Source organism: Pseudoalteromonas sp. NZS127_1, from assembly GCF_015864295.1.
GTDB lineage: Bacteria > Pseudomonadota > Gammaproteobacteria > Enterobacterales > Alteromonadaceae > Pseudoalteromonas > Pseudoalteromonas arctica.
Genome location: NZ_JADYXO010000001.1, coordinates 1 through 22993, shown reverse-complemented (window position 1 = coordinate 22993; position 22993 = coordinate 1). Strand labels below are relative to the sequence as shown.

Genomic DNA, 22993 nt, shown 5'->3' with positions numbered 1-22993 from the left:
AAAACACATATAAGCTAGGACATCAATGGCGACAATTTATCAAGTATCAGAAATGGCAGGTGTGTCTTTATCAACTGTTTCAAGGGTACTTAACGACAACGACTACGTAAGCAAAAAAACTAAAAAAAAGGTATTAGAAGCAATGAAAGAGCTAGGCTATCAGCCAAGTTCTATTGCACGCTCTTTGGCGTCTAGCACTACAAACAGCGTCGGTATTTTAGTTTCTGAGTTGGATGGTCCGTTTTTTGGTCAGATGATGTCAGCCATTGAAGAGCATCTTCGTATTGCGGGTAAACACGTTATTATTACCCCTGGGCACAGTGATGAGAAAAAAGAAAAAAGCGGCTTTGAGTTTTTAATAGGCCGTAATTGCGACGCTATTATTGCCCACGTAGAAGCGGTATCAAACGAGTACCTAATTGAGTTAAGTAAAGGCAAAACCCCTATTTATTTAATGAGCCGCTACGTTAAGGAAATTGAAGATAACTGCATTAGCCTCGACAACGTAATGGGCGGCTACTTAGCCACTAAAGCCATGATCAACAAAGGTCATAAAAACATTGCGTACATAGCAGGCCCGCAGTTTAAAGAAGATGCGTCAAACCGTTTAAAAGGTCACAAAAAAGCCCTAGCAGAATACAACCTAACCTTTGACGAAAGCTTGTATTATGTGGGCGACTTTAAAGAAACCGGTGGCAGCGACGGCTTAAGGCATTTTATTCAAAATAAAGCGCAAATAACCGCTCTTGTATGTGCCAATGACGAAATGGCATCGGGTGCTATGAAATACGCCCGCGAACACGGTTTTAACCTACCAAAAGATTTAGCCATTATTGGGTTCGATAACGTAATTTTTACCAATTACCTCTACCCAACACTGACTACAATAGATAACCCAGTTCCTGAAATGGGCCGAGCTGCGGCTAACTTAGTACTTAAAGATATTTATAAAAAAAGCGGCATAACAGTAAAGCACGTGTTTCAGCCAAAGCTTATTTTAAGAGACTCAACACCGGATATTAATTAACTTTAAATCTAGTTTAAATCTAAGTTATGTAATTCATTACGCACCCACTGCGTATCTAAATATTGCTCTACGTGCTGCTGCGCAAACTTTAAAAAGTTACGTGCAGCATGCGATATGTGCCTGTCTGTTCGCATTACAAAAAACTCTATTCAGACATAAATGCTCACAAATATAAAACAATATCTACATAAAAACACTACAATAAAAAGCATAATAGATCCGATAATTTACCAAAAAGATCGTTTTAAAATTTATTTATACTGTTTAATAAAATATCACTTTACTTATTTTTAATTTGGCTCTAAATTCGCGCAAATTTTATTATTAAAGTAACCTCTCAAACTTTAAAACAGTGGTTATTTACCTTGATGAGTCGATAAACACAAATGGCCGAATCAGCCGCCACAAGCACCTCTAATAACCCTTTAGCACCCGTTATCGGGCTGTCATTTTTTGCTATCGCATCCGGCTTTTTAATGAGCCTTATTCCGCTGTCGTTACCCGCATTTAAACTTGATGAAAACCTAGCGCCTTGGCTTGCGAGCATTTTTTACTTTGGCTTACTTGTTGGCGCTACAACCATTGAACGCGTGGTGGTAAAAATAGGTCATCGATTCGCTTTTATATTATTTTTAAGCTTATTAATTGTAAGCGTACTGGCACAGCTTGCTATTCCAAATATGGGTAACTGGTTAGCGGCTCGCTTTATTGCAGGTATTGCTGTTGCCGGTGTGTTTGTCGTTGTTGAGTCTTGGTTATTAATGACCAACACAGCAAAGTCGCGTGCTAAACGTTTGGGCTTATACATGACCTCACTTTATGGGGGTAGCGCCGTAGGTCAGCTTGCTATAGGGCCGCTTGGCACCGAAGGTTCAACGCCTTATTTATTTGTAGCCTCGTTATTATTTTTAGCTATTTTAGCGCCTTTGTTAATAACCAAAGGTCAGCCCGAAAAACAGCACCTTGAAAAACTACCACTAAAAGAAATAAAAACACTAAGCCACCCAGCTATGCTCGGATGCTTAGCATCGGGCTTATTACTGGGCCCTATTTACGGCTTAATGCCGGTTTATATTGCAGCGCAAGCTGATCAAGCTCAGTACACAGGCACACTTATGGCGGTTATTATTTTAGGCGGCATGGTTGTGCAGCCGCTCGTGAGTTACTTATCTACTCGGCTTGAAAAAAGCTTATTAATGGGTATGTTTTGTTTAGTAGGTGCAGCCGGTGCTGTGGGTATATTACAAGCAAACACTTTAACAGGATTAATAGTGAGCTACTTAATACTAGGCGCGTGCAGCTTTGCACTTTACCCAATTGCTATAACACTTGCGTGCGACTCATTGCCAATGGCAAAAATAGTCTCGGCAACTGAGGTTATGCTTTTAAGTTACAGTATTGGTTCGGTATTTGGCCCTATGCTTGCTGCAAATTTATCTGATGCACCCAACGGTATTGTGTTTTATTTAGCAGGCTGTTTAATCACTACCTGTATTTATATGTTTATTAAAAGCATTAAAAATATTCGCGCGGGTAAAACCCCAGTTGCAGGCTAATTAGTTTTTAATTTATCGTGTGGACTTAAAAAAAACATCTTTTTCCAGCCTTGGCTTTGCGTTGTATAAAGCCAAGGCATGGGCACTAACGATAAAATAGAATAATGTACATGAGGCTGTTTTCCTGCCGCATTTCCGGTGTCACCCAGCAAGCCAATTTGACTGTTTATGCTTACTACATCACCTGTGCTTACTGAGTAGTCATTTAAATGCGCAAAATAATGTATACGCCATTTAGGCCCAAGTACCGCAACCACCTTACCGCCTCGGGTTAGCTCACCTGAAAATATAACTATCCCGTTTGTTGAGGCGACTACGGGGGTATTTTTTGTGCCAAAAATATCAATTCCTTTGTGTACACCCGATCTGCCCCAAGGCTCGTACCAAAAAGTGTTATGGTTCCAATCTTTACTTGTGGCACCTTGTACCGGGATCATTATTTTTTCGGGAATTAGTAAACCTATAACTAATAAAGCCGCTACTCCAATTACAATCCACTTTAGTACTTTCACTTTTCAATCCTTGGTATTTACATAACCAGTGATTTACCTATAAAGGTAAATTATTAGCCATAATAACTGAACTCATCATGAGTCGTATTTATGGTTTTATTTATGGTGTTTTATTTGAATGAAATACCCGACTAACATGTACTAAGCTGATCAACTTCAAAACAGGTTTTATAAGCAATTGAGCACTGCCCGCTATAAACAACCATGTGCCACTTTGCACTAATGCATCATTTAAAAAGAAAAAACTGCCAATTAAAAACCACACTGCAATCAAAAAATCGTTAAACGCTCCCAGTGCTTCATATCGTCGCTGAATGGTAATATGCTCTTGTCCTAAATCTAAAATAAACTGATTACTGTTCGAATCCATAACTGCTCACTATTTACCTTTTATTACCTAAATACATGTTTAATAAGCCTCAAGGCTTACCTAAACAGTACAATAACAAAATTTACGCAATAAAAAACGCTGGCCGATGTAAGTCAGCCAACGTTTTTATTATTTGTACAATACTTAACTAACGTTTATTTTTTATCTTTTTCTAAACGCTTTTTAAGACTCAATGCAGCGTCAGCGGCTAATAAACGCATAAATTCAGAGCCATTACTTTGCTCGCCTTGGCCTGCGCCTATTACAATTTCAGGCACTAAACGGCTATTACCTAAGCTTGTAAATAAAGCAGTTTGAATTTTAACTTCTGCTTTTAGCGTTTCATCAAATACATACTTAGGATCAAGTGCAGCAGACTTAGCTCTTAAACGAGCCTCAGCTAAAACGTCCATACCTAATGCTTCTAAGCGTTGTTGCTTTAAAATCTCTTCTTGTTCTTTTGCAAGCTCCGCTTTTACAGCCACTCGTTGCTGCGCAGAAATAATAGCATTTGCCTTAATTCGCTCAGCATCAATTTGCTCTTTTATTTTTAGCTTTTCAGATTCAGCACGTTGCTTAGCAATTGCTTGTTCACCTAAAGCCACTTCAGTACGTGCTTGTTGCTCAGCTTTTTTAAGGTTTTGACGCGCTAGTGCTTCATCAGCAGCAGCTTGCTTTTGCGCTTCAAGGCGAGCATTTACTTTGCTTTCATAGTCAATATCAATAATGCTGGCATCAACTACTGTAATACCGTAAGCGCCTAAAATAGGTGCATTACGCAGTGTATTACCTTCATCGTCCATTTTAATATTAATAGTGACACGCTGCTGTTTACTTAAATTACCTAAATCGTCAGATTTATCGCGCTCACCCGTACTAATAATTTGTTCAGTAACAAAAATACCGTTTGTTAATTGATCAGCAAAATCTTGGCTTAATTGACCATTACCACCAGAGTAATGTTGCTCTACCGACATCATACGCGCCGACGCTTTTACATTTTCAGTGGTTGCGCGCATTAATAAATTAGATATTAATGTTTCTTGTGAACCAAACTCTTCGTGTATTTTAAGTAAACCACGTAAAGCACCCGATTCAGCTGCTGGTACATTGCCTGGCAATCTAAAACGAGAAACACCTCGTGCGCCACCTGTTGTAGTGTCTAAAAATCGAATAGGTATTAGCGGTACAATTGCGCTTGCTGTTGCACCGGCATCGCCCGTAAAGTTAATCGAAATTACTTTTTTATAAGCCGATGTAGTACCAAACGCTTTTAAATAAGGGCCGGCTTGATTTATTACGGTTAAGTTACCTGTAAAAGCCGATTGATGTACTAAACGCTCATCTGCTTCATTCCACGAAACAACTTGCGATGTAAGGGTTGCAATTACGGCTAATACAACAACAATTGATGAAACAACAATTACATTACGACGACCAAATCGACTCATAAATGAGTCACTTTTCACTGCTGGGACTGCTTTTTCGCTATCCATTTTTATTACTCTCCATGTTTAATTTCTTTTTAACAAAGTAAATAATTTCCTGTTCACTCAAATGTGCGCAAAAGCTACCAGAGCGATGTAACTCAACAAATGTTGCAAGGATTTCTTCTTTACCTTTAGCTGTTTTATCTTGGTTTTCTTGTGTTTGATTTTTTTCTGTTAGTTGAGTGATTAAATCATCAACTATCGTGTCTTTATCAAACAGTACGTTGTATTCCTTGGATTTTCTTACCCGACTTTTATGTACATTGCTGTAAATTACATAAAGCGCAACGCATAAAATAATAACAAGTAAACTTAACCCTATAATATAAAAAATCATAAGCTCTACTTAAATTAGTTTAAATACTTAATGAGCAATAACAATTGTAAGCATCACTTAACAAATGTTAACCCAGTAATTTTACAGTAAACCCGAGTAAAAAACAGATTAAAAATAAAGTTCATCAGGTATACAGTTATAAGCGCACATAAAAGTAAGCTTTTTCAAACAAAAAATGCCAGTCAGTTATTAACTGACTGGCATTAAGCTAATATTTATTAAAGTGCCTTTTAAATTATTCGCATTGCACCCAGTCAACACCATTTTCACCGCACTCATGCAGCATTGTTCCATCTTCTTGGCGAGTATCTCTAAACCATTTCCCTTCAATCGTTTTAATAATACGTACGTTGTCTGTGGTTTTATATTTACGCCAAAAGCTAGCATCAATAGATGTTTCGTCATCAAACTTATAAGGCATAGCAGCGATTACAGTAACTAAATCTTGAGTTTCTAAATCAGCAGCTTTGTCTTTAACATTTACCCAATCAGATAATGTTTGAAAGTCAGCATTTTCCTCTCTAAAGGCAAAGTCAGTTTGGTAAAACGATCCTGACTCAGTATAGCTAATGCTAAAACCTCGCTCGAACGGTGTATCTAAATTAGCACTAATGCATTCATCTGCTGTTGGGAAGTTAACCGATGGGCTTGTATTATCAACGCCATAAAGCACATTACTTTGCTCAAAACTAACGTTCTCAATGCTAGAGCATCGGTAAGTACGATCGGCGTTAATGTAAACATCGTCTCTAACTGTTAATTTTCCATTTAACGATTCTTCGCCCCAAGGCGTATCTGTTGAATCCAATCGAGACAAAATAACGTCAATTTTGTCGAGTTCGTCTGTATTTTGAAGCTTTACTTGCTCATAAATAAGCTCAGCGCCTGCAAAAATAACTTTGTCGCGGTACCATGCATTTTCAAATCCATACTCTGCATCTTTTGCTGTGTCCTGGTAAATCACTGCTCTTACTTCTTCTGCATCAGGATACTGAGCATCTAGCTCTTGCTTGAATTTATAGGCCGCTTTTAGTCCCTTAACAATTGCTTGTGCTCTGTCGTAAGCGTCGCTGTCGTTAGTAGCAATAAAATCTGAGTAAATTTGCTCTGTCGACAAATTATAATGCGCAACCAAGTTTTGCATAACATTTGTTATTTCGCTTTGAAGGTTTGCAAGTAGCTCAGTATTTTCTTTAAGTGCATCACAACTTAAATTATTGTTACCACTTTTTTGTAATTGAAGGCTTAACTGCTCCCAAATAACGGTTGTTAAAGGGGATATATTTCGAATATCTTCATCAGTCAAAGCCTCAATTGAGGGCGGAAATGACATTTGATACGCTTGTGTTACCTCTCCTAAATCTTCGTCAATTGCACCAACCGGTACATCAACATACATAGTTGAATACGGCACACACAGCGCCTGCTCTTCTGTAAAATTAAAACTATAATTACCCGATTCTTCAGAGACTACAGAAGGTTCTGTTTGCTCATCAAAAGTACCATCGCCATCAATATCTAGCCATACTATTGCACCAGATACATAGCCATCAATAACCTTTCCAGTAAGAGAGATAGTGTTAACTTCTACGGGGTCTACTTTTATAGGGTCAGGCTTAGCTACAACTGGCTCTACAACGACCACTTTATCATCGCCACCGCCGCCACATCCAACAAGGCCTAGCGTAAACGCTAATGAAATAGCTAACTGACTTTTTTTAAAAGACATACAAAGATTTCCTTTTTTGCACTTTAATTATTATTAAAAATCATATTGTTATAAATTGAATTGGTTACTTTAATAAATAACAAGTAAATTTAAACAACAGAAATTTATTGAATATTTATGGGGGGATGGCAACAAGTTAACATGCCCTGTACCTATATGGTGACACGTCATGTTAAATTTTGCTCTTACATTTGTTAATTAAATATAACTAAGACCAGCTATTGTTGACTAATATGGACTACAGGTACCTAAAATAAAGGGCTTGAGTGATAGGCAGTATTTTGTAAACGAATGTGTATCATACATGGGTTGGTTTAGAGCGCTTCGATAACTATAAAACAATTATATAAGCAAACCATCAGCATTTTTGATTCGCTCTTAAAATTAAAAAGCCACCTAATTAAGGTGGCTTATGTTTATTGCATTGTGTTTTTAATGTGCCTGACTATCGTTTTCTTCGCGTTTATAAATATATGTTTGTTGGGTTTTAAAGCCAAAACCAATTGGTTCAGCGCCATTTACTAGCTTAACTTTTCCACCTTCAACATTTAAATTTGGCCCAAGTATTTCAATAGCTTTTATCGGCTTATCAGAACCTTTAACCCCAGGGCCTATTAAATAAAACTGACTAACTTGCGTTACATCCGTTGCATCATCCCAATCGCACTTACCATCAGCATCATTATCTGCACACGACGGGCCTTCCCCAAAAAATAGTTTCGGTGTATCTGGTACATCATTACTTGTTGCAAATTTCACATCGTCATAAACCTTCGTTCCATAATGCAAATGAAAGGCATAAAGCGAACCACCGCCACCCGTTAACGAACATTGGTTTTGTGTTGATGATGAAGATGCAGGCGTAAAGGAAGTAAAGTAAGCAACCCCACCAACGACCGTTGCTGCAGCAAGGGACTTTTCGCCCGTCCCTAATTCGTATCGCCACCCTTTAAATTCGGCTAACTTAACTTCAAGATTAACAAATTTATCTACGTCATCAAGTGCATTACCAAATGGGTCTTCATTCATTTTCATTAAATCATCTGGCACTATTGGGGCTGGAAATTCAGTAAATATTTTTGTTAGGGTGTTTTCATCACGGATCATATACAGCTGATCTTGCTCATTAGTAGCAAGTGGGTTTGAGCGATTTCCGCTGCCTATCACAATTGCGTCGTACGGGGTGTCTAAACGGGTGGTGATCATTTCACCACCATAATTGGTCTTAGTAACTTTACTAAACAGCGTTCTAGCAACTAACGGTTTATAAAAAAAACGTCTGTCTTGTGACGCTAATGTACTGCCAAGTTCAGCAAGTTTAAAGTGAGTAATCTCATCTTCATCATCGGTGGGAATATCTACACGCCAAATATTACCGCCAGTATCGGTTGCATAAATTCGGTCAATATACCCATCGTAATCTGAGTCAAGCGTAGTTACATCCGCTGCAATACTGTGCTCTCCGGTAAAACCATGTTCATCTGGAGTGAGCGCCCATACCTTTTCGCCAGTTTTAGCATTAACAATGTAAATACCTAGCCCGGTTTCATCTGTTGTTCTAATCGCATTATCTTTGTTTGTATCGTAGCCTGCGCCAAATATCAGCAATGGATCCTCACCAAACGCTTTAATGTAAGCAATTTGAGGTTTAGACCATGTTTGTGCTAAATATTTAAATTCTTCAGAGCCACCAACAATTGGCTTATTCCATAATTTTTTAGGTTTTTTTGGGTCACTTATATCCAGGCCGTAGTAATTTTTACCGCCTCGGCGCATGCCTGTAAATGCCCAAACTTCATCGCCCTCACTTGCTTTAACAACGCCATCATTTAAACCATCAGTGTTTAAACTTTTATTATTAAAGAACACACTTATAGGGCCATCCATGCCATACACTTTTGTATTTGCGAGATTACTCCGCAAAGCCGGAATGTTTTTTAATAAGGCAGCAGGTGTAAAAGCCCACCTTTCTTCAACAGTATCGCCTTTGTCTTCGAACATATGTAAAAAGCCGGCATTGGTACCAACAAGTATATGAATACTTCCATCGCCGTAATCTATAGATACCGGTTTTGAATGCAAAGGATCGCCAAAAATATTGATTCGCTGATCTACTGATGAGTCATCACCATCTTCATTATCAACATCAACCCCTCGTGCCCAGTTAATATCACTCTCCTGTAAAGTTAACCCGATATTAGGAATCAAATCAGGGGCAAGATCGGTAACTGTACTTGTCGCTAAATTTAAAATGGTTTGTACTTTATCAAAAGTAAAATCAATAATACTGCCCGTTTTATCTATGTAGATTTTACGGCTATCAGGGTCTAAAGTTGATAAAAGTAAATTTACGCCACCCTGAGCTACTAAATTCCCATCTGCAGGCTTATTAGTTGGCAGCCAAAAAGTTCGAGCTTTCTCATCAATTAACCCATTTTCATCAAGAGCTATTTTATCAGTTGAATCGACTATATTTGCACCAGACACTTTAAGCTTTTTTAAATTTCCGCTCCAACGTGCGCCTGTTTCAGGGTAAAACATCGCAAAGTAAATTGACTCTCGGCTACGTGTTTGGTCAACATTGTTACTTGCTACCGTAGGAGATGAAAAACTATCGTTAACTTCGCGTATTTTCGATATTGTATTATTAAGTGCTTCAGAAAGTTCAGTCGATGTATCTGCATGTAAGTACTCGCCTCCTCCCAATAAAGCGGTTTTTTCTAATAACTTTTTACCATTTGTACTCATGCCACTACCAAAACCGATAGTAAAAACGCGTCCGGTATCAGCAACCTCTGGCGTGGTGTCGTACAAATCCACCTCTACATCTCTTGTACCATGTATTATCTGAGCTAAAGCGGCTAAATAACTGCCACTTGTTTTAGCTGGGTTTGAGCCAAAAGTAGATTTGTATAATGCTTTTATATCTGAGTCTGACTGATTATCGTTGTAGGGATCACCGTCGGTCATTAAAATCACATTAATAGAGTTGTCACAGCGCTCATCAGAACCTTGAACAGCTTTAAAGGGCGAGATGTATTTAGAATCATAGCCGTCATATCGATTCCCTGTTTCGGCAGAATAATCCCTATCACCTTTATTTCGACCATAATCAACATACCAACCTCTTAGGTATCGATAAGCCTCCCACAGAGTCTCAGCTAAAGGCGTGCTTCCACCCGCACTTAATTCTTCGATTTTATCCGTGATAGTATCGTGATCAGTCCCAACATCAGATAAAACATATCCACCATATGAACTATAAAAACGCATTAAACCAAAATCAATCGAGCTGTTATCACTTACTAATTGGGTCATCGCGCTTATACCAGCATCGATTTTTTTAGGGCCCCCATTAGGCAGCTTAGTCTTCATACTTCCTGATGTATCAAACACAATAAGCACGCGAGGGTTTTCGTCGGTTTCAACATTATGGTTTACGTATAGCTCTATATCTTCGGCAAATACAGAAAGGCTAATACCCACCCCGAATAACAAGGCAGCTATTTTTTTTAGTTTGAATTGCATTTTTAAATCCCTTTATTTGCGCTTTTTATTTTTATTGCGCAAGTTAATAACTACTCTATTCCTTGTTTAATTTTTAGTAATATGGAGGTGGGACTAAAAATTAAAACCAAGATAATATCTAGCTATTTATCACAAAACAGTGATTAGCATCCACGTGTCGTCAATGCTATAAAATATATATTACTTCGATTTTAAATAAAAATAGATTAAAGTCAAAGACATTAGACTTTATTATTAATTAAAAACAACAACTTAAACAAAACAATCCCGTTTTACTGCACAGTTTAGTCACGTCAAAAAATAATGTTTTTACCTATGTTTCTATATTTATAGATCTATGTTTTAGGTAACAAGTACTTACCAATATAAATTAGTAACGTAAGGCTATAAAAATCACTCTTAAGAGCACTATTATTCAGTAAAGCTGTTTTATTAAAATGAGTGTATTTATAAGTAACTACGGTTATGCAAACATACAAAAAAGCCCATATTAGGTGCTACCTAATATGGGCTTTTATACTCTCGCTAAATTATAAGTGCTTTATGCAAGCATTCTTATAAAGATAACTCTTTTTTAGCACGAGTTAAGTTATGCGTTACAAGTGAGTTTTTAGAAATTTGAACCGCTTCATATAAATCAGAAATACCCGCAGTGTCTTTTTGAGCCTTAATACGTGCTACACCACGGTTACTTAATGCAAACGATGTAAGTTCACGTACTTTTAAACGCGGACCATGGCTTTGCTTAAGTAAAGCAATTGCTTGTGTACAAATAGCTTCTGCTTCTTCGTAGTTTTTTGATTCAACAGTTAAAGCACAGCTATTAAATGATTTTTCAAATGCTGGGGCTGCAGTTACAGAGTCTTCAATAACCATTAATTTATAATCACCTTGATTAGCCATTGCAGCAGCTGAGCAAGTTAATAATGAGCCAAGAGCGATGGTTTTTAAAAGTGTAAATTTCATGATTATATTCCTGTTATGGCAATTGTTTAAACTAGTGATCTTTTTTAGCGTCAAGTAAATAGCTTAATAACAAGGCAAAAATTATGAAATATAGTCGTTCTATATAAGTAATTTTTTAACGCCGTTAGTGAGTTATTTAATTCGCTAAAATAATCATGTTTTAATAAAATTGGTATTTGTTAGTCGTACTTGTTGCCGACAACTAAACTTTAGAGTGTTAGCTCAATTACCACAAACGATAAAAACAAACCTAATAAGTGAATAAATCTAACCTATAGACTTTAGTCTAACATCTATAAAAATACTTAATAATTACAATTAGTTAAAAACCATGCAAATCACTAAACAATAAACAATAAATAGCAGAATACAGTTTTTTTATTTTTTAATAACACAGTACAAAGTTAATAAACACGAAAAAGCCGATGTTGGGGTTTAACCCAACATCGGCTTTTTTACTCTCGCTATTTTATATCATGCTGTAGTAAGCACTTTATAAAACGCGTTATAAAGGTTTTTTATAACGATAATTCTTCTTTAGCACGAGATAAGTTGTGCGATACCATTGAGCTGTTAGACAATTTTGATGCCTCGTATAAATCAGCAAGTGCAGCTGTATCGTTATGCGCTTTTAAACGTGCAACACCACGGTTGCTTAATGCGAATGACGTAAGTTGGCGTACTTTAAATTTAGGGCCATCTGCGTCTTTTAAAAGTGCGATTGCTTTAGTACAAATTGCTTCCGCTTGCGCATAATTTTTTGACTTAACATTCAGTGCGCAGCTATTAAATGATTGCTCAAGTGGCTGTGGCGCTGTTGCAGTTTCAATAACCATTAATTTGTAATCACTTTGATCAGCCATTGCAGCAGCTGAACATGTTAATAGTGAGCTAAGAGCGATAGTTTTGATAAGTGTAAGTTTCATGGTCATATTCCTGATTAGTTAAGCCGTGCTTGTTGCCGACAACTGAACTTTAGTGAATTACCACAACCCCGACAAACGATTAAAACAAACCTAATAAGTGAGAAAAATTAACCTATAGACCTTAGTCTAATACGTTTAAACTTTTTCTATATATTTAAATAACTTACGAACCAATAATCGTGCCTAAAATCGCTACTTTACATTTTAAAATGTATATAATTCTTTATGCCTTTTTTTAGTTGGTTTTATTTTAAACACCTTACTTTGGCGTAGCTGAATAACAATCAAACAAATTTATACATTTAATTACATGCAATACTAAGTTATGTATTTATAATTACGCCTCTGGTAACTTTTCATCATTAATGGATTAACTTTTTTGAAACACATACTTCCTCTTTTTGTTTTATTAAGCACGCTTTTATCATTTAGCCAAAATGCTAACGCAAGGCTTTTGCTCGGTAATGACATGCCTAACACCGGTATGTTTATAAAATCAGAATTTAATGGTGATAGCAGCATTACATCTGCGGGTGTAGAAATGATGGTCAAACAAAATTACAGTAACTTTGGTGTTGTTTTTACCAGCGCAATTGGCGCGGCAGTAATCGATAATAAACAAGGCGAGCAAGAAGAATTTATAACGTGGGACAATGGCATGAAGCTTGGTTATTTCAATGACTTTTTTATATACGCCGAGCTAGGCTTAGATCTGTTCGAACTCGCCTTTAAAAACGATAGAGGCGATAACACCTACCAAATAGAAAAATCGAACAACGACATAGACGGTTACGCAGGTATAGGTGCGGGTTATCACTTTAAGCCATTTAAAATAGAAGTATTTACCCGAGCACGCCAAATAGATGGCGACTACTGGGAAGCACAAGAACATATTTACAGCGGTGTGCAGCTCAGCTTTACGTTTTAATTACCCTTTTTTATAAGAAAAATAAAAAGCGTGTGAAATACAGCTATTTCACACGCTTTATAATAAATTACATTTAACAGGTTTGATCTAACCGATTTATATTTAACGGATAGTTTTGGCTACTTTACCAATACTCAAACCCTGAATTAAAATAGAAAAAACCACAACCGCATAAGTGAGAGCCAACAAAATATCGCGCTCGTTCCCATCAGGTAGTTGCAATACCAGTGCAACCGAAATACCACCACGCAAGCCACCCCAGGTTAAAACTTTCCATGCGCCAGATGGCAACTCTAATTGCTTATTAAATGTAGTGGTTGTTATACCCACAACAATTAAACGTGCGAGTAACGCGATTAAAATTGTTAAGCCACCAGCAATAAACAAATTACTCGAAAATGCAATCATGACGACTTCAAGCCCTATGAGTACAAATAAAATGGCATTTAAAATTTCGTCAATCAGCTCCCAAAATAAATCAACGTAATGGCGTGTTTTGTCGCTCATAGCCATACTACGTCCATGATTGCCCACCATTAGCCCCATCATTACCATTGCAAGTGGGCCCGACAAATGCCAATGGCTAGCCAGTGCATAGCCACCAATAACGCCCGCTAAAGTAAGTAGTACTTCTTCTTGGTAACTATCAATACTTTTAAGTAAGTAATATAAAATACCACCTAATACCAAACCAAAAACAATACCGCCACCGGCTTCTACCGCCAGCGTGTGCGCTACATAATAGGTTGTAGGAATATCACCACTTGATAAAACACCCAATAAAAGCACAAAAATAACCACGCCTATACCATCGTTAAACAACGATTCACCCGCAATCACGGTTTCAATACTTTTAGGCGCACCCGCAGATTGTAAAATTCCCATTACCGCAATCGGATCGGTTGGCGAAATTAATGCGCCAAACAGTAAACACCAAATAAACGCTAAATCAAAACCGAGCAAAGGAAGCACTAAATAAAGCGCGCCTGCAATAATAACCGTTGATAGCAACGTACCAACACAGGCCAAAATACCGATTGGCAATTTATAGCGCCTTAAATCGCTAACATTTACATGTAGCGCCCCAGCAAAAAGCAGCATAGAGAGCATGCCATCAAGCAAAACTTCAGTAAAATCTAACTGATCGAGCAAGCTCACTTCGTAATCTATAAGATCATCAAACCCTAAAAAGCCCAAAAATATAGCGCCGATAGATAAAAGCATCGAAATAACCATAACGCCAATGGTTGTTGGCAAGCCAATAAAGCGATGGTTTACATAGGTGAGTAACGCGGTAATTGATAAAAATATCGCACTTATTTCAAGTACGCTTAGGCTGGTTCCTGGTGCCATGGTTTAAATCTCAATATTTATTTAATGATACCTTGCTCAAAACAAGCAAAGCAGAAGGGTTATTATTTTTTATTCGGTTATCTCGCATTATATTCGCGTAGCCTAAACAAGCATACCCAAAATATTAATTATAAATACACACCCTACTCTATTAAAGTATTAACTCACGCATTAAATAAAACAAAAAGCCCATGTTAGGAATTAACCTAACATGGGCTTTTTTACTCTCGCTATTTTATAACATGCTTTTGGTAAGCACTTTATAAAGTGTTTATAAAGAAAGCTCTTCTTTAGCGCGAGTTAAGTTGTGCGATACCATTGTACTTGTAGACATTTGGTTTGCTTCGTATAAATCAGCAAGGCCAGCAGTGTCGTTGTTCGCTTTTAAACGTGCAACACCACGGTTACTTAATGCAAACGATGTAAGTTGGCGTACTTTAAATTTAGGGCCATCTGCGTCTTTTAAAAGCGCAATTGCTTTAGTACAAATTGCTTCAGCCTCAGCGTAATTTTTTGACTTAACATTCAGTGCGCAGCTATTAAATGATTGCTCAAGTGGCTGTGGCGCTGTTGCAGTTTCAATAACCATTAATTTGTAATCACTTTGCTCAGCCATTGCAGCAGCTGAACATGTAAGTAGTGAGCTAAGAGCGATAGTTTTGATAAGAGTAAGTTTCATGGTCGTAGTCCTGTTGGTTAAGCCGTGCTTGTTGCCGACAACTGAACTTTAGAGAATTAACACAAAACCGACAAACGATTAAAACAAACCTAATAAGTGAATAAATCTAACCTATAGACTTTAGTCTAATTTAAAATAAATTTTTAATAAACTACAGCATATAATGTACTAAGTTAATATTCGAATGCATTTTTCTTCAATTATATCAAATACTATGTTTAATAAAGACATTTTACTATCGCGGTGAAATCAAAAAAGCCCATTAGCTAAGGCTAATAGGCTTCGATTAAATAACTTTATTACACTTTGGAGTAACGATAACTTCCTTTAATATTTGCAGCTAAGAAACCACCAACTGAGTCAGCGTCCCGTAAACCGTTAAACAAATGCTCTGGAACATCAAAGTACTGGTATGCACTTCCGTTATTAAATTCTACTTGAAGTGTAGTACTCTCTTCATCATAGCCAACTGCTGCTACATTACTAGAATCAACATTTATCATATTCATAATTATTTCCTTGTTATTTAACTTTATCAATTTTAGGGTTTTGTGATCTCCAAGTTTCAATGAGCTCTTCATAATTAGGATTAGGTTCCATATCAAGCCCCCATCCACCTGGGTTTTGTGAATCTTCAATAGGTACTTCATCATAAATGATAGGGTCTTGACTATCTGGACGCCTATTCTTCGGTGGAGCTTGAATGGTTGTCCGCATTGGAAGCTTAACTGCCTCACCCAATATTATTGCCTCGCCTGTCCTTAATATTGGCAGCATCCCCGTTAAACCATCTAAATTATCAGATATAGCCGATGTTATATGTCCTCTATCTGTAGCGTTTGATAATCTCAACGCAAAGAAAGTACCGCATTGTGAAAGTATTGTCGGGTTAATTTCCGATGGTCTTTGGCTCACAATCATAGCTCCAATACCATATTTCCGACCTTCTTTAACTATCCTTTGAACAATCTTAGATGCCATCCCTTTAGAGTCATTGTTTAAATATATATGCGCTTCTTCCATAACAATTAATAAAGGTCGATGACGGCCTCCTTGAGATAGGTTTCTAGCCCAAAATAGTGCCTCATAAAGCAATCGAAGTAACGCACCTATTGTTGTTTGTAAAATATCAGCTGGAATACCTGAGAGATCTAAAATGGTCACAGGCCTATCACTACCTATCCAATTTTTAAGTAATAAATTTAAATCATCTACAACTTTACCATCTTTATCTGGCAACCAATTATCAGGCTTAAAAATGAAATCATATCTTGGAATTCTAAGTTTTGTCCCTAACAATAAAAGCTGTTTTCCTATTTGATGCGATCCTGGTAAATAATTAATCTTAGCCTCACCAGCTCCAGTTTCCACATGTTTAAAAACAGGAGCGATTCCTTTAGAAGCATCACCAATTAAATCAATCCCATTTGCATCTTTCTCATAAGCAAGGCTATCGATTGGTTGTATACCTGCTACTTTATAATATGTTCCAAACGTCTCAACATATAATTCATACCATAACTGATGAATACTAAATGGGATTGGGGAATCTACACTGAGAGTATCAGCTGATGCCCCTTTTCTAGGCGATATTTTCAGCGAATCTAATTTAAGTTTTAGAACTCGTTCCATAACAACATTTTTGACTTTTTCGTCTTTAAATTCCCCAAAACTTATTTCGCACAATTCGTCAAAATTTAACGCCCAAAAGGGAATGTATAATTTTTTCTCTTTTAATTTTGATTTATAATTACCATCAATTTTATAAATGTAAGCTCTGTCTTGTAATGCTTGCCCGTATTCACCATGAAGGTCGAGCATGATCACTCGCGAAGATGGATATCTTTCAACATCTGACAATGCGTTCATAATGCTTGCCACTGTCGTAGACTTACCTGAGCCTGTTGTACCTACAACAGCAGAGTGCCGAGTAACCAATTTATTTACATCAACTAATGCGGGTATAGAGTCTGCATTGGAGACATGCCCAAGTTTTACAAAGTAAGGTTTATCAGGTTGCCCATAAATATTTTTAAGTTCTTTTTCTGATACTAGGTGGACTTCATCTCCTATAGTAGGGTATTGAGATAAGCCTCGTTGAAACAATCCATTTTTTGGACCTTCTCCTATTAACTGAATTGTCATCCATCTATTGCCGACAACCTCGTTTTCAATTTGGTTTTTAGGTACCGCACTTGCTCCAACCTGACTAATAATTCCAAACAAATTAATATAGCCAACTGGTATCCTAACAAAGCTACCGATTTGACCAACTCTGTAGCCCTGTCCATCAATGTATACAAAACCAGTTAGTGATTCTGCTGATAGTGAAATACTGACTGTAGTACCGCTGACATCTTGTACATCACCAAGGTATGTTTCTTGATTAGGCATCCTTCCCTTCCTTTGAAGAACCAATTATCTTTTTCAGGAAATTGGTAAACACAGAAAAGTCACCAAGCTTAATTAATGTATCAAATTTCCCATCATCATCAGCGTCACTACGATGAATAAATTTTTTAATATCATAGTCATAGTCATCATGTTTTGGTGCGCTCCAAGAACCAGTATTTGTGCCGATTATTGCTTTGTCATACGTCCAGATATTAAGATTGTGTCGTTTATTTGCTAGCCTATATGCTTCCGGATAGCGGTCAACTAATTCTCCTTCGACATTCTTTGATTCGTAAGTATCAAACATAAGACCAAGTACCATTCCTGTTGGGTTTGCTTTTAGTGCATTGACGATAGTGTCGTTCAAATGCCCATCATTGAATGAATAGCCTGATAAAATTAAAAGTGATGATTTTTTTCTTATAAACCTATTTAATTGGTCTATTAAAGCAAGATAAGGCATCTTCCTACTTTCTTCGTATTTAAGGTGTGATGGATATATTAAGTGTGATGCACCTTCTTTAATTTCAGAAGAGCGGTAGACTTTTTTAACATCTTTACCTTCTTTATCTTTTTCAGTTTCTTGGTACCAATTAATTGATCCATGTATTTTCCAAAGCCTTGACCAATGTATAGGGATTAAAGAATCCTCGACAGCTCTTAAATCAAAAAAAGATCTTCGAGATCCAACAAAACCATCAAAATAAGGAACCTCTGAATCCTCTAATGCTTGCTCTATCAGTAAATCGTAATTTGTGGTAAATATTTCAACAGCTACTTTCCTATCTATAGATCCCATCCATTTACACAAGCGATGGTAAGGTGTTTCTTGATCTGGTAGGGTCACATCAAGCTTTGCTACAATTACTGAACAAATTTTATTCTCTAGATCTAACAATTCACTCTCAGTTAACCCCCTTACAGCCCCTCCTTTCGATACCAATAATAGACTCCTTAAAAAGCTAAGAATGTCTTCTATATTTTCTACATTTTTTCCAGCTTCTTGGAGTACCTTTAGTAGCAATTGATATTGAGTATTAGCTTTAAATTGCTCATTGATATGAATAGTAAGGCTTTTAACATCAGGAATTAACGGCCATTGGCCATCAGGCATATTTACGGATAAAGGACAGCCAGCTGAAATAAAAAAACCAATTGCTTCATTATCTTGAGATAACGACTGCCGAAGATATTTCAAATGCCTAACTGGATCATGATAATCGTGCATATTACTTCGCTTCCATTCTATTAATTACATTTTATATATTTATGCTTTAACCAAATTATTACTTGTCATCAGAAGAACTGGCATCACTCAATTCATCAAACTTAGCAGCCATCGTTGGATTACGACGTGTTAGCTTTTTAATTGTGACGTCCTGTGATTTATCATTGGCAAGACGAAGGTTTCTGTCTGTACTCATTAACGCATCTTTGGTTTTTTTCAGGTGGTCAATAGATTTATCAATTTCATCAATTGCTGTTTGGAATTTTCTGGATGCTAAATCATAGTTTTTAGCGAAAGCTGTTTTGAATGAATCTAGATCATTTTCAAAATTTGTTATATCTACACTCTGTGCTTTAACTAGGGCAAGTTCAGTTTTGTATTCAAGTGATTTCATAGATGCATTACGTAGTAACGTAATGATTGGAAGGAAAAATTGTGGACGGACTATATACATTTTTGGGTAACGGTGAAAAACATCTACAATTCCTGAGTTGTAAAGCTCACTTTCTGGTTCAAGAAGAGAAACTAAAACGGCATACTCACAGCCTTTCTCTATCCTGTCTTTATCTAACTCTTTGAGAAAATCCTCGTTCCTTTTTTTAGTTACCGTAGTATCCATTTCGTTTTTCATTTCAAACATGATTGATACTATTTCAGTACCGGCTTCATCCGTATCACGAAAAATATAATCACCTTTGCTTCCTCCACGAGCATCATTATCTTTTTCAAAATAAGCTCTTGGAAAGGCGGTCGATCTTATACGATTAAATTCAGTATCACAGTGTTGCTCAAGTGTTTCACCTACCATTTTAGTAGACATTCGGGCTTTCATATCACGGAGACGTTCAATAGCATCATCACGATCTTTTATCTGTGTTTCATATTTATCTTTGAGAGATTTTTCAGCTATTTGTTTTTCAAGTTCGGCGTGCTTCAAACTACTTTTTAATTCGTCCCGTTCTTTTTCAACTAAATTTACTGCGCCACTAATAGCCACTTTTTGCTCTAGTTGAATGTTATCTAGTTTGGTTTTTAATTCCTGAATTTCTTTATTTTTTGTAGCCGTTGTTACCTGTAGTTCATTCGTAAGTTTCGCCGAGGCAAGTTCAGAACTTGTTTGTTTATCTCGTTTAGCCTGTTCAAGTTCATTAGCTAGTGCATCCCTTTCCTTTTGAACATTACTTAAGGCTTCAGTTACGGCTAGTTTTTTTGAAACTTCTCCAGTTTCTAATAAAGATTTTAACTCTTGGATCTTAGAATCTTTAGCTGTGGCTGCTTTTTGCATTTCATTGCTAATTTCACTTTTAGCAAGTTGAACTGCATTCAACTTTTCCTTTTCGGCTAATTCAAGCCTATTGTGTAACTGCTGATCAAAATCATCATCGCGAACTTGTTTTAAAATATCAGCATATCCTGCTTCATCAATTTTGAATGCTTTTTTGCAGTGTGGGCATTTGATTTCATGCATGCTTTACTCTTCCTTAATATGATAAAAATTAACTTCCATTCAACCGAATTAAATAACTTAACAGTTAAAAAAGTTAATAACAATTGTTTATAAAGCAATCTAAAAGTTCTTATTAACCGCAGTGAATTTAAAGAAAATAATTTCAGATTTATTCATCCATTTTCTTTATATTAATAAACTGAATTTTCAAACACCTCATTTATCACCCAAACCTATAAACTCCCTCGCCCATATGCCATAATCTAAATAATTCATTATTTTAGTAACTTGGCTCGCATTTAGGCGATTTTAAGTTAACTACTCAGGGTTTTCAGCATGGCATATCAAGAGCAAAATCAAGCAACAATCTATTGGCACGACTACGAAACGTGGGGGGCTAGCCCACAAAAGGATAAGCCGAGCCAGTTTGCAGGTATTCGTACCGATCTTGATTTAAATATTATTGGCGAGCCGCTTATTGAATATTGTAAGCCGCAAGCGGATTACTTGCCTCACCCTGAAGCGTGTTTAATTACGGGTATTACACCACAAGTGGCGATGAAAAAAGGCTTGGTTGAAGCTGAGTTTATAGCAAAAATTCATGCCGAATTTAGTGTACCAAACACCTGTGTTGCCGGTTATAACAGTATTCGGTTTGATGACGAAGTAAGCCGTTATAGCTTTTACCGTAACTTTTACGACCCATACGAGCGCGAATACAAAAACAATAACAGCCGCTGGGATATTATTGATTTAGTACGTGCTTGTTACGCGCTACGACCTGAAGGCATTGAATGGCCGTTAAAAGAAGACGGCAGCCCAAGCTTTAAGCTAGAGCATTTAACCGTAGCCAATGGTATTGAACACGCTGCAGCGCATGATGCGCTAAGCGATGTAACCGCCACTATTGCACTGGCTAAATTAATAAAAGAAAAACAGCCAAAGCTGTATAACTTCTTTTTTGGTTTGCGTGGTAAAAAAGCGCTTGCTGAGTTGGTTGATGTATTTAACATGACGCCGCTGGTGCATACCACGTCGCGCATACCTGCAACGCAAGGCTGTACCAGCTGGGTTGCACCAATGAGCTTTCATCCGGTTAATAAAAACGCGGTTATTTGTTTTGATTTAACTCAAAGCCCGCAAGTACTTATTGATTTAAATGTTGAAGAATTACGCAAACGTTTATACACCAAACGCTTAGATTTAGCCGAAGGCGATTTACCTGTTGGCTTAAAACTAGTGCATTTAAATAAGTGCCCTATTTTAGCCCCTGCTAAAACATTATTGCCTGAGAATGCCGCCCGTTTGGGGATTGACCGCGAGCAGTGCTTAGCTAACTTAGCTATTTTAAAAGCCAATACCGACCTTCGCGATAAAGTAACTGAGGTGTTTAACGAGCAAGGCGATTACAGCGCAACCACTAACGTTGACTACTTACTTTACGATGGTTTTACAAGCCATGCCGATAAAGCTAAGTTTGCGATTATTCGTGATGCTAAACCAGATGAATTGGCTGGGTTGAAGTTAGACTTTGAAGATAAAAAGTTTAATACGTTGTTGTTTAGGTACCGCGCCCGTAACTGGCCTGAAACGCTAAACCAGCAAGAGCTTGACCAATGGCGCCAGTATTGCCAAAACAAGTTAATGCACGGGGAAGATCAACCATCGATTAATGCGCAAGATTTTATGATCACCCTTGAAAACCTAGCGCATGAACATGACGACAGCGAAAAAAATCTTACAATTTTAAAGGCGCTATATAACTACGCACAAAGCATGTAATTTGCTTTAAGTTTGTGTGTATAACGCATTAAAAACGCGACACTTTAGCAATAAAGTGTCGCGTTTTTTTGTTTATAAATATTTGTACCACTACACGCAAAGTAAAATCTATTTCACAAAGAGAAGCGAATGAGAAAATATAAAGACCAACAACAATCTTTTTTATCTATCACTGCCTCTAAAAGCGCAGCGCCTCATAACCTCTTTGTGAATAAGTCACTTTACGGGCTTTGCCCGTCACGCAAGCAAGCTTCGCGTCTACAAAGTAAAACTGATATCTACACTTTGACGTAGACGTTGAGCTTGCTCACGTGAAAAGCACAGCTTTAAATTGCTTAAATAAAACACTATTCACAAAGAGAAGCGAATGAGGAGTAAATGAGAAGACGTAAAAACAATAATTTTTTAGATCTATTACTTCTTCTAAAAGCGCAGCGCCTCATAACCTCTTTGTGAATAAATCACTTTACGGGCTTTGCCCGTCACGCAAGCAAGCTTCGCGTCTACAAGTAAAACTCATATCTACACTTTGGCGGTAGACGTCGAGCTTGCTCACGTGAAAAGCGCAGCTTTTAATTGCTTAAATAAAACTCTATTCACAAAGAGAAGCGAATGAGGAGTAAATGAGAAGACATAAAAACAACAACCGCTTTAGACTTATTACCGGAGTTTTTCAAGTTAGTTGTCGCATCAAATTAAATTTTATGCCGCCCGCATTGCTTCTTTTTTCTCTGGATTTAA

18 protein-coding genes and 1 pseudogene are annotated in these 22993 nt (G+C 37.1%); 4 read left to right on the top strand and 15 right to left on the bottom strand.

Annotated elements, in window-relative coordinates:
• The first annotated feature begins 25 nt into the window (after positions 1-25).
• Positions 26-1027 (top strand): LacI family DNA-binding transcriptional regulator, encoded by a 1002-nt coding sequence (locus I6F50_RS00095; RefSeq protein WP_166421328.1) that lies wholly within the window; start codon positions 26-28, stop codon positions 1025-1027.
• A gap of 8 nt (positions 1028-1035) precedes the next feature.
• Here I6F50_RS00095 and I6F50_RS00090 read toward each other — a convergent pair.
• A pseudogene (locus tag I6F50_RS00090) lies at positions 1036-1170 on the bottom strand (LysR family transcriptional regulator); the annotation flags it as partial.
• A gap of 243 nt (positions 1171-1413) precedes the next feature.
• On the opposite strand from I6F50_RS00090, the gene I6F50_RS00085 reads away from it, so the two are divergent.
• Positions 1414-2583, top strand: a complete 1170-nt coding sequence (locus tag I6F50_RS00085) for an MFS transporter (protein WP_197174970.1) — start codon at positions 1414-1416, stop codon at positions 2581-2583.
• Here I6F50_RS00085 and I6F50_RS00080 read toward each other — a convergent pair.
• From I6F50_RS00080 to I6F50_RS00045, 8 genes are all read right to left on the bottom strand, one after another.
• Positions 2580-3095, bottom strand: a complete 516-nt coding sequence (locus I6F50_RS00080) for a M23 family metallopeptidase (protein ID WP_197174968.1) — start codon at positions 3093-3095, stop codon at positions 2580-2582. The genes I6F50_RS00085 and I6F50_RS00080 overlap by 4 nt on opposite strands.
• Positions 3096-3195: 100 nt before the next feature.
• Positions 3196-3465: a YrhK family protein gene (locus tag I6F50_RS00075; RefSeq protein WP_007583304.1), complete on the bottom strand. Its 270-nt coding sequence runs from the start codon at positions 3463-3465 to the stop codon at positions 3196-3198.
• A gap of 155 nt (positions 3466-3620) precedes the next feature.
• A complete protein-coding gene (locus I6F50_RS00070) occupies positions 3621-4961 on the bottom strand; it encodes an SPFH domain-containing protein (protein ID WP_010553499.1) in 1341 nt (446 codons plus the stop codon).
• Entirely contained in the window at positions 4954-5292 is a 339-nt protein-coding gene (locus I6F50_RS00065) for a hypothetical protein (protein ID WP_008137861.1), read from the bottom strand. The genes I6F50_RS00070 and I6F50_RS00065 overlap by 8 nt, the downstream gene beginning before the upstream one ends.
• A 235-nt stretch (positions 5293-5527) precedes the next feature.
• Positions 5528-7021 (bottom strand): hypothetical protein, encoded by a 1494-nt coding sequence (locus tag I6F50_RS00060; RefSeq protein WP_197174966.1) that lies wholly within the window; start codon positions 7019-7021, stop codon positions 5528-5530.
• A 432-nt stretch (positions 7022-7453) separates the two neighbouring features.
• The gene (locus I6F50_RS00055) at positions 7454-10549 is read right to left on the bottom strand and encodes a pilus assembly protein (RefSeq protein WP_197174964.1); all 3096 of its coding nucleotides are present in this window, start codon (positions 10547-10549) and stop codon (positions 7454-7456) included.
• Between the two features lie 555 nt (positions 10550-11104).
• Positions 11105-11515, bottom strand: coding sequence for a hypothetical protein (locus I6F50_RS00050; RefSeq protein WP_010553497.1), 411 nt, complete (start codon positions 11513-11515; stop codon positions 11105-11107).
• A 518-nt stretch (positions 11516-12033) separates the two neighbouring features.
• Entirely contained in the window at positions 12034-12441 is a 408-nt protein-coding gene (locus tag I6F50_RS00045) for a hypothetical protein (protein ID WP_197174962.1), read from the bottom strand.
• A 379-nt stretch (positions 12442-12820) separates the two neighbouring features.
• Between I6F50_RS00045 and I6F50_RS00040 the strand changes: the two genes are divergently transcribed.
• The gene (locus I6F50_RS00040; RefSeq protein ID WP_039488156.1) at positions 12821-13369 is read left to right on the top strand and encodes a hypothetical protein; all 549 of its coding nucleotides are present in this window, start codon (positions 12821-12823) and stop codon (positions 13367-13369) included.
• A 102-nt stretch (positions 13370-13471) separates the two neighbouring features.
• Here I6F50_RS00040 and I6F50_RS00035 read toward each other — a convergent pair whose 3' ends face one another.
• The 6 genes from I6F50_RS00035 to I6F50_RS00010 form a co-directional block, all read right to left on the bottom strand.
• Complete coding sequence (locus tag I6F50_RS00035) at positions 13472-14722, bottom strand: sodium:proton antiporter (protein WP_024590868.1); 1251 nt, start codon at positions 14720-14722, stop codon at positions 13472-13474.
• A gap of 271 nt (positions 14723-14993) precedes the next feature.
• On the bottom strand, positions 14994-15401 hold the full coding sequence (locus I6F50_RS00030) for a hypothetical protein (protein WP_101162764.1): 408 nt from the start codon (positions 15399-15401) through the stop codon (positions 14994-14996).
• A gap of 299 nt (positions 15402-15700) precedes the next feature.
• Complete coding sequence (locus tag I6F50_RS00025) at positions 15701-15910, bottom strand: KTSC domain-containing protein (RefSeq protein ID WP_024604007.1); 210 nt, start codon at positions 15908-15910, stop codon at positions 15701-15703.
• A 13-nt stretch (positions 15911-15923) separates the two neighbouring features.
• Positions 15924-17795, bottom strand: coding sequence for an ATP-binding protein (locus I6F50_RS00020; RefSeq protein ID WP_197174960.1), 1872 nt, complete (start codon positions 17793-17795; stop codon positions 15924-15926).
• Positions 17788-19023, bottom strand: coding sequence for an SIR2 family protein (locus tag I6F50_RS00015; protein WP_197174957.1), 1236 nt, complete (start codon positions 19021-19023; stop codon positions 17788-17790). Before I6F50_RS00015 ends, I6F50_RS00020 begins: the two co-directional genes overlap by 8 nt.
• Positions 19024-19081: 58 nt before the next feature.
• Entirely contained in the window at positions 19082-20491 is a 1410-nt protein-coding gene (locus tag I6F50_RS00010) for a DUF2130 domain-containing protein (protein ID WP_197174955.1), read from the bottom strand.
• Positions 20492-20806: 315 nt separating this feature from the next.
• On the opposite strand from I6F50_RS00010, the gene sbcB reads away from it, so the two are divergent.
• A complete protein-coding gene (gene sbcB / locus I6F50_RS00005; RefSeq protein WP_197174953.1) occupies positions 20807-22252 on the top strand; it encodes an exodeoxyribonuclease I in 1446 nt (481 codons plus the stop codon).
• The last annotated feature ends 741 nt before the right edge of the window (positions 22253-22993 follow it).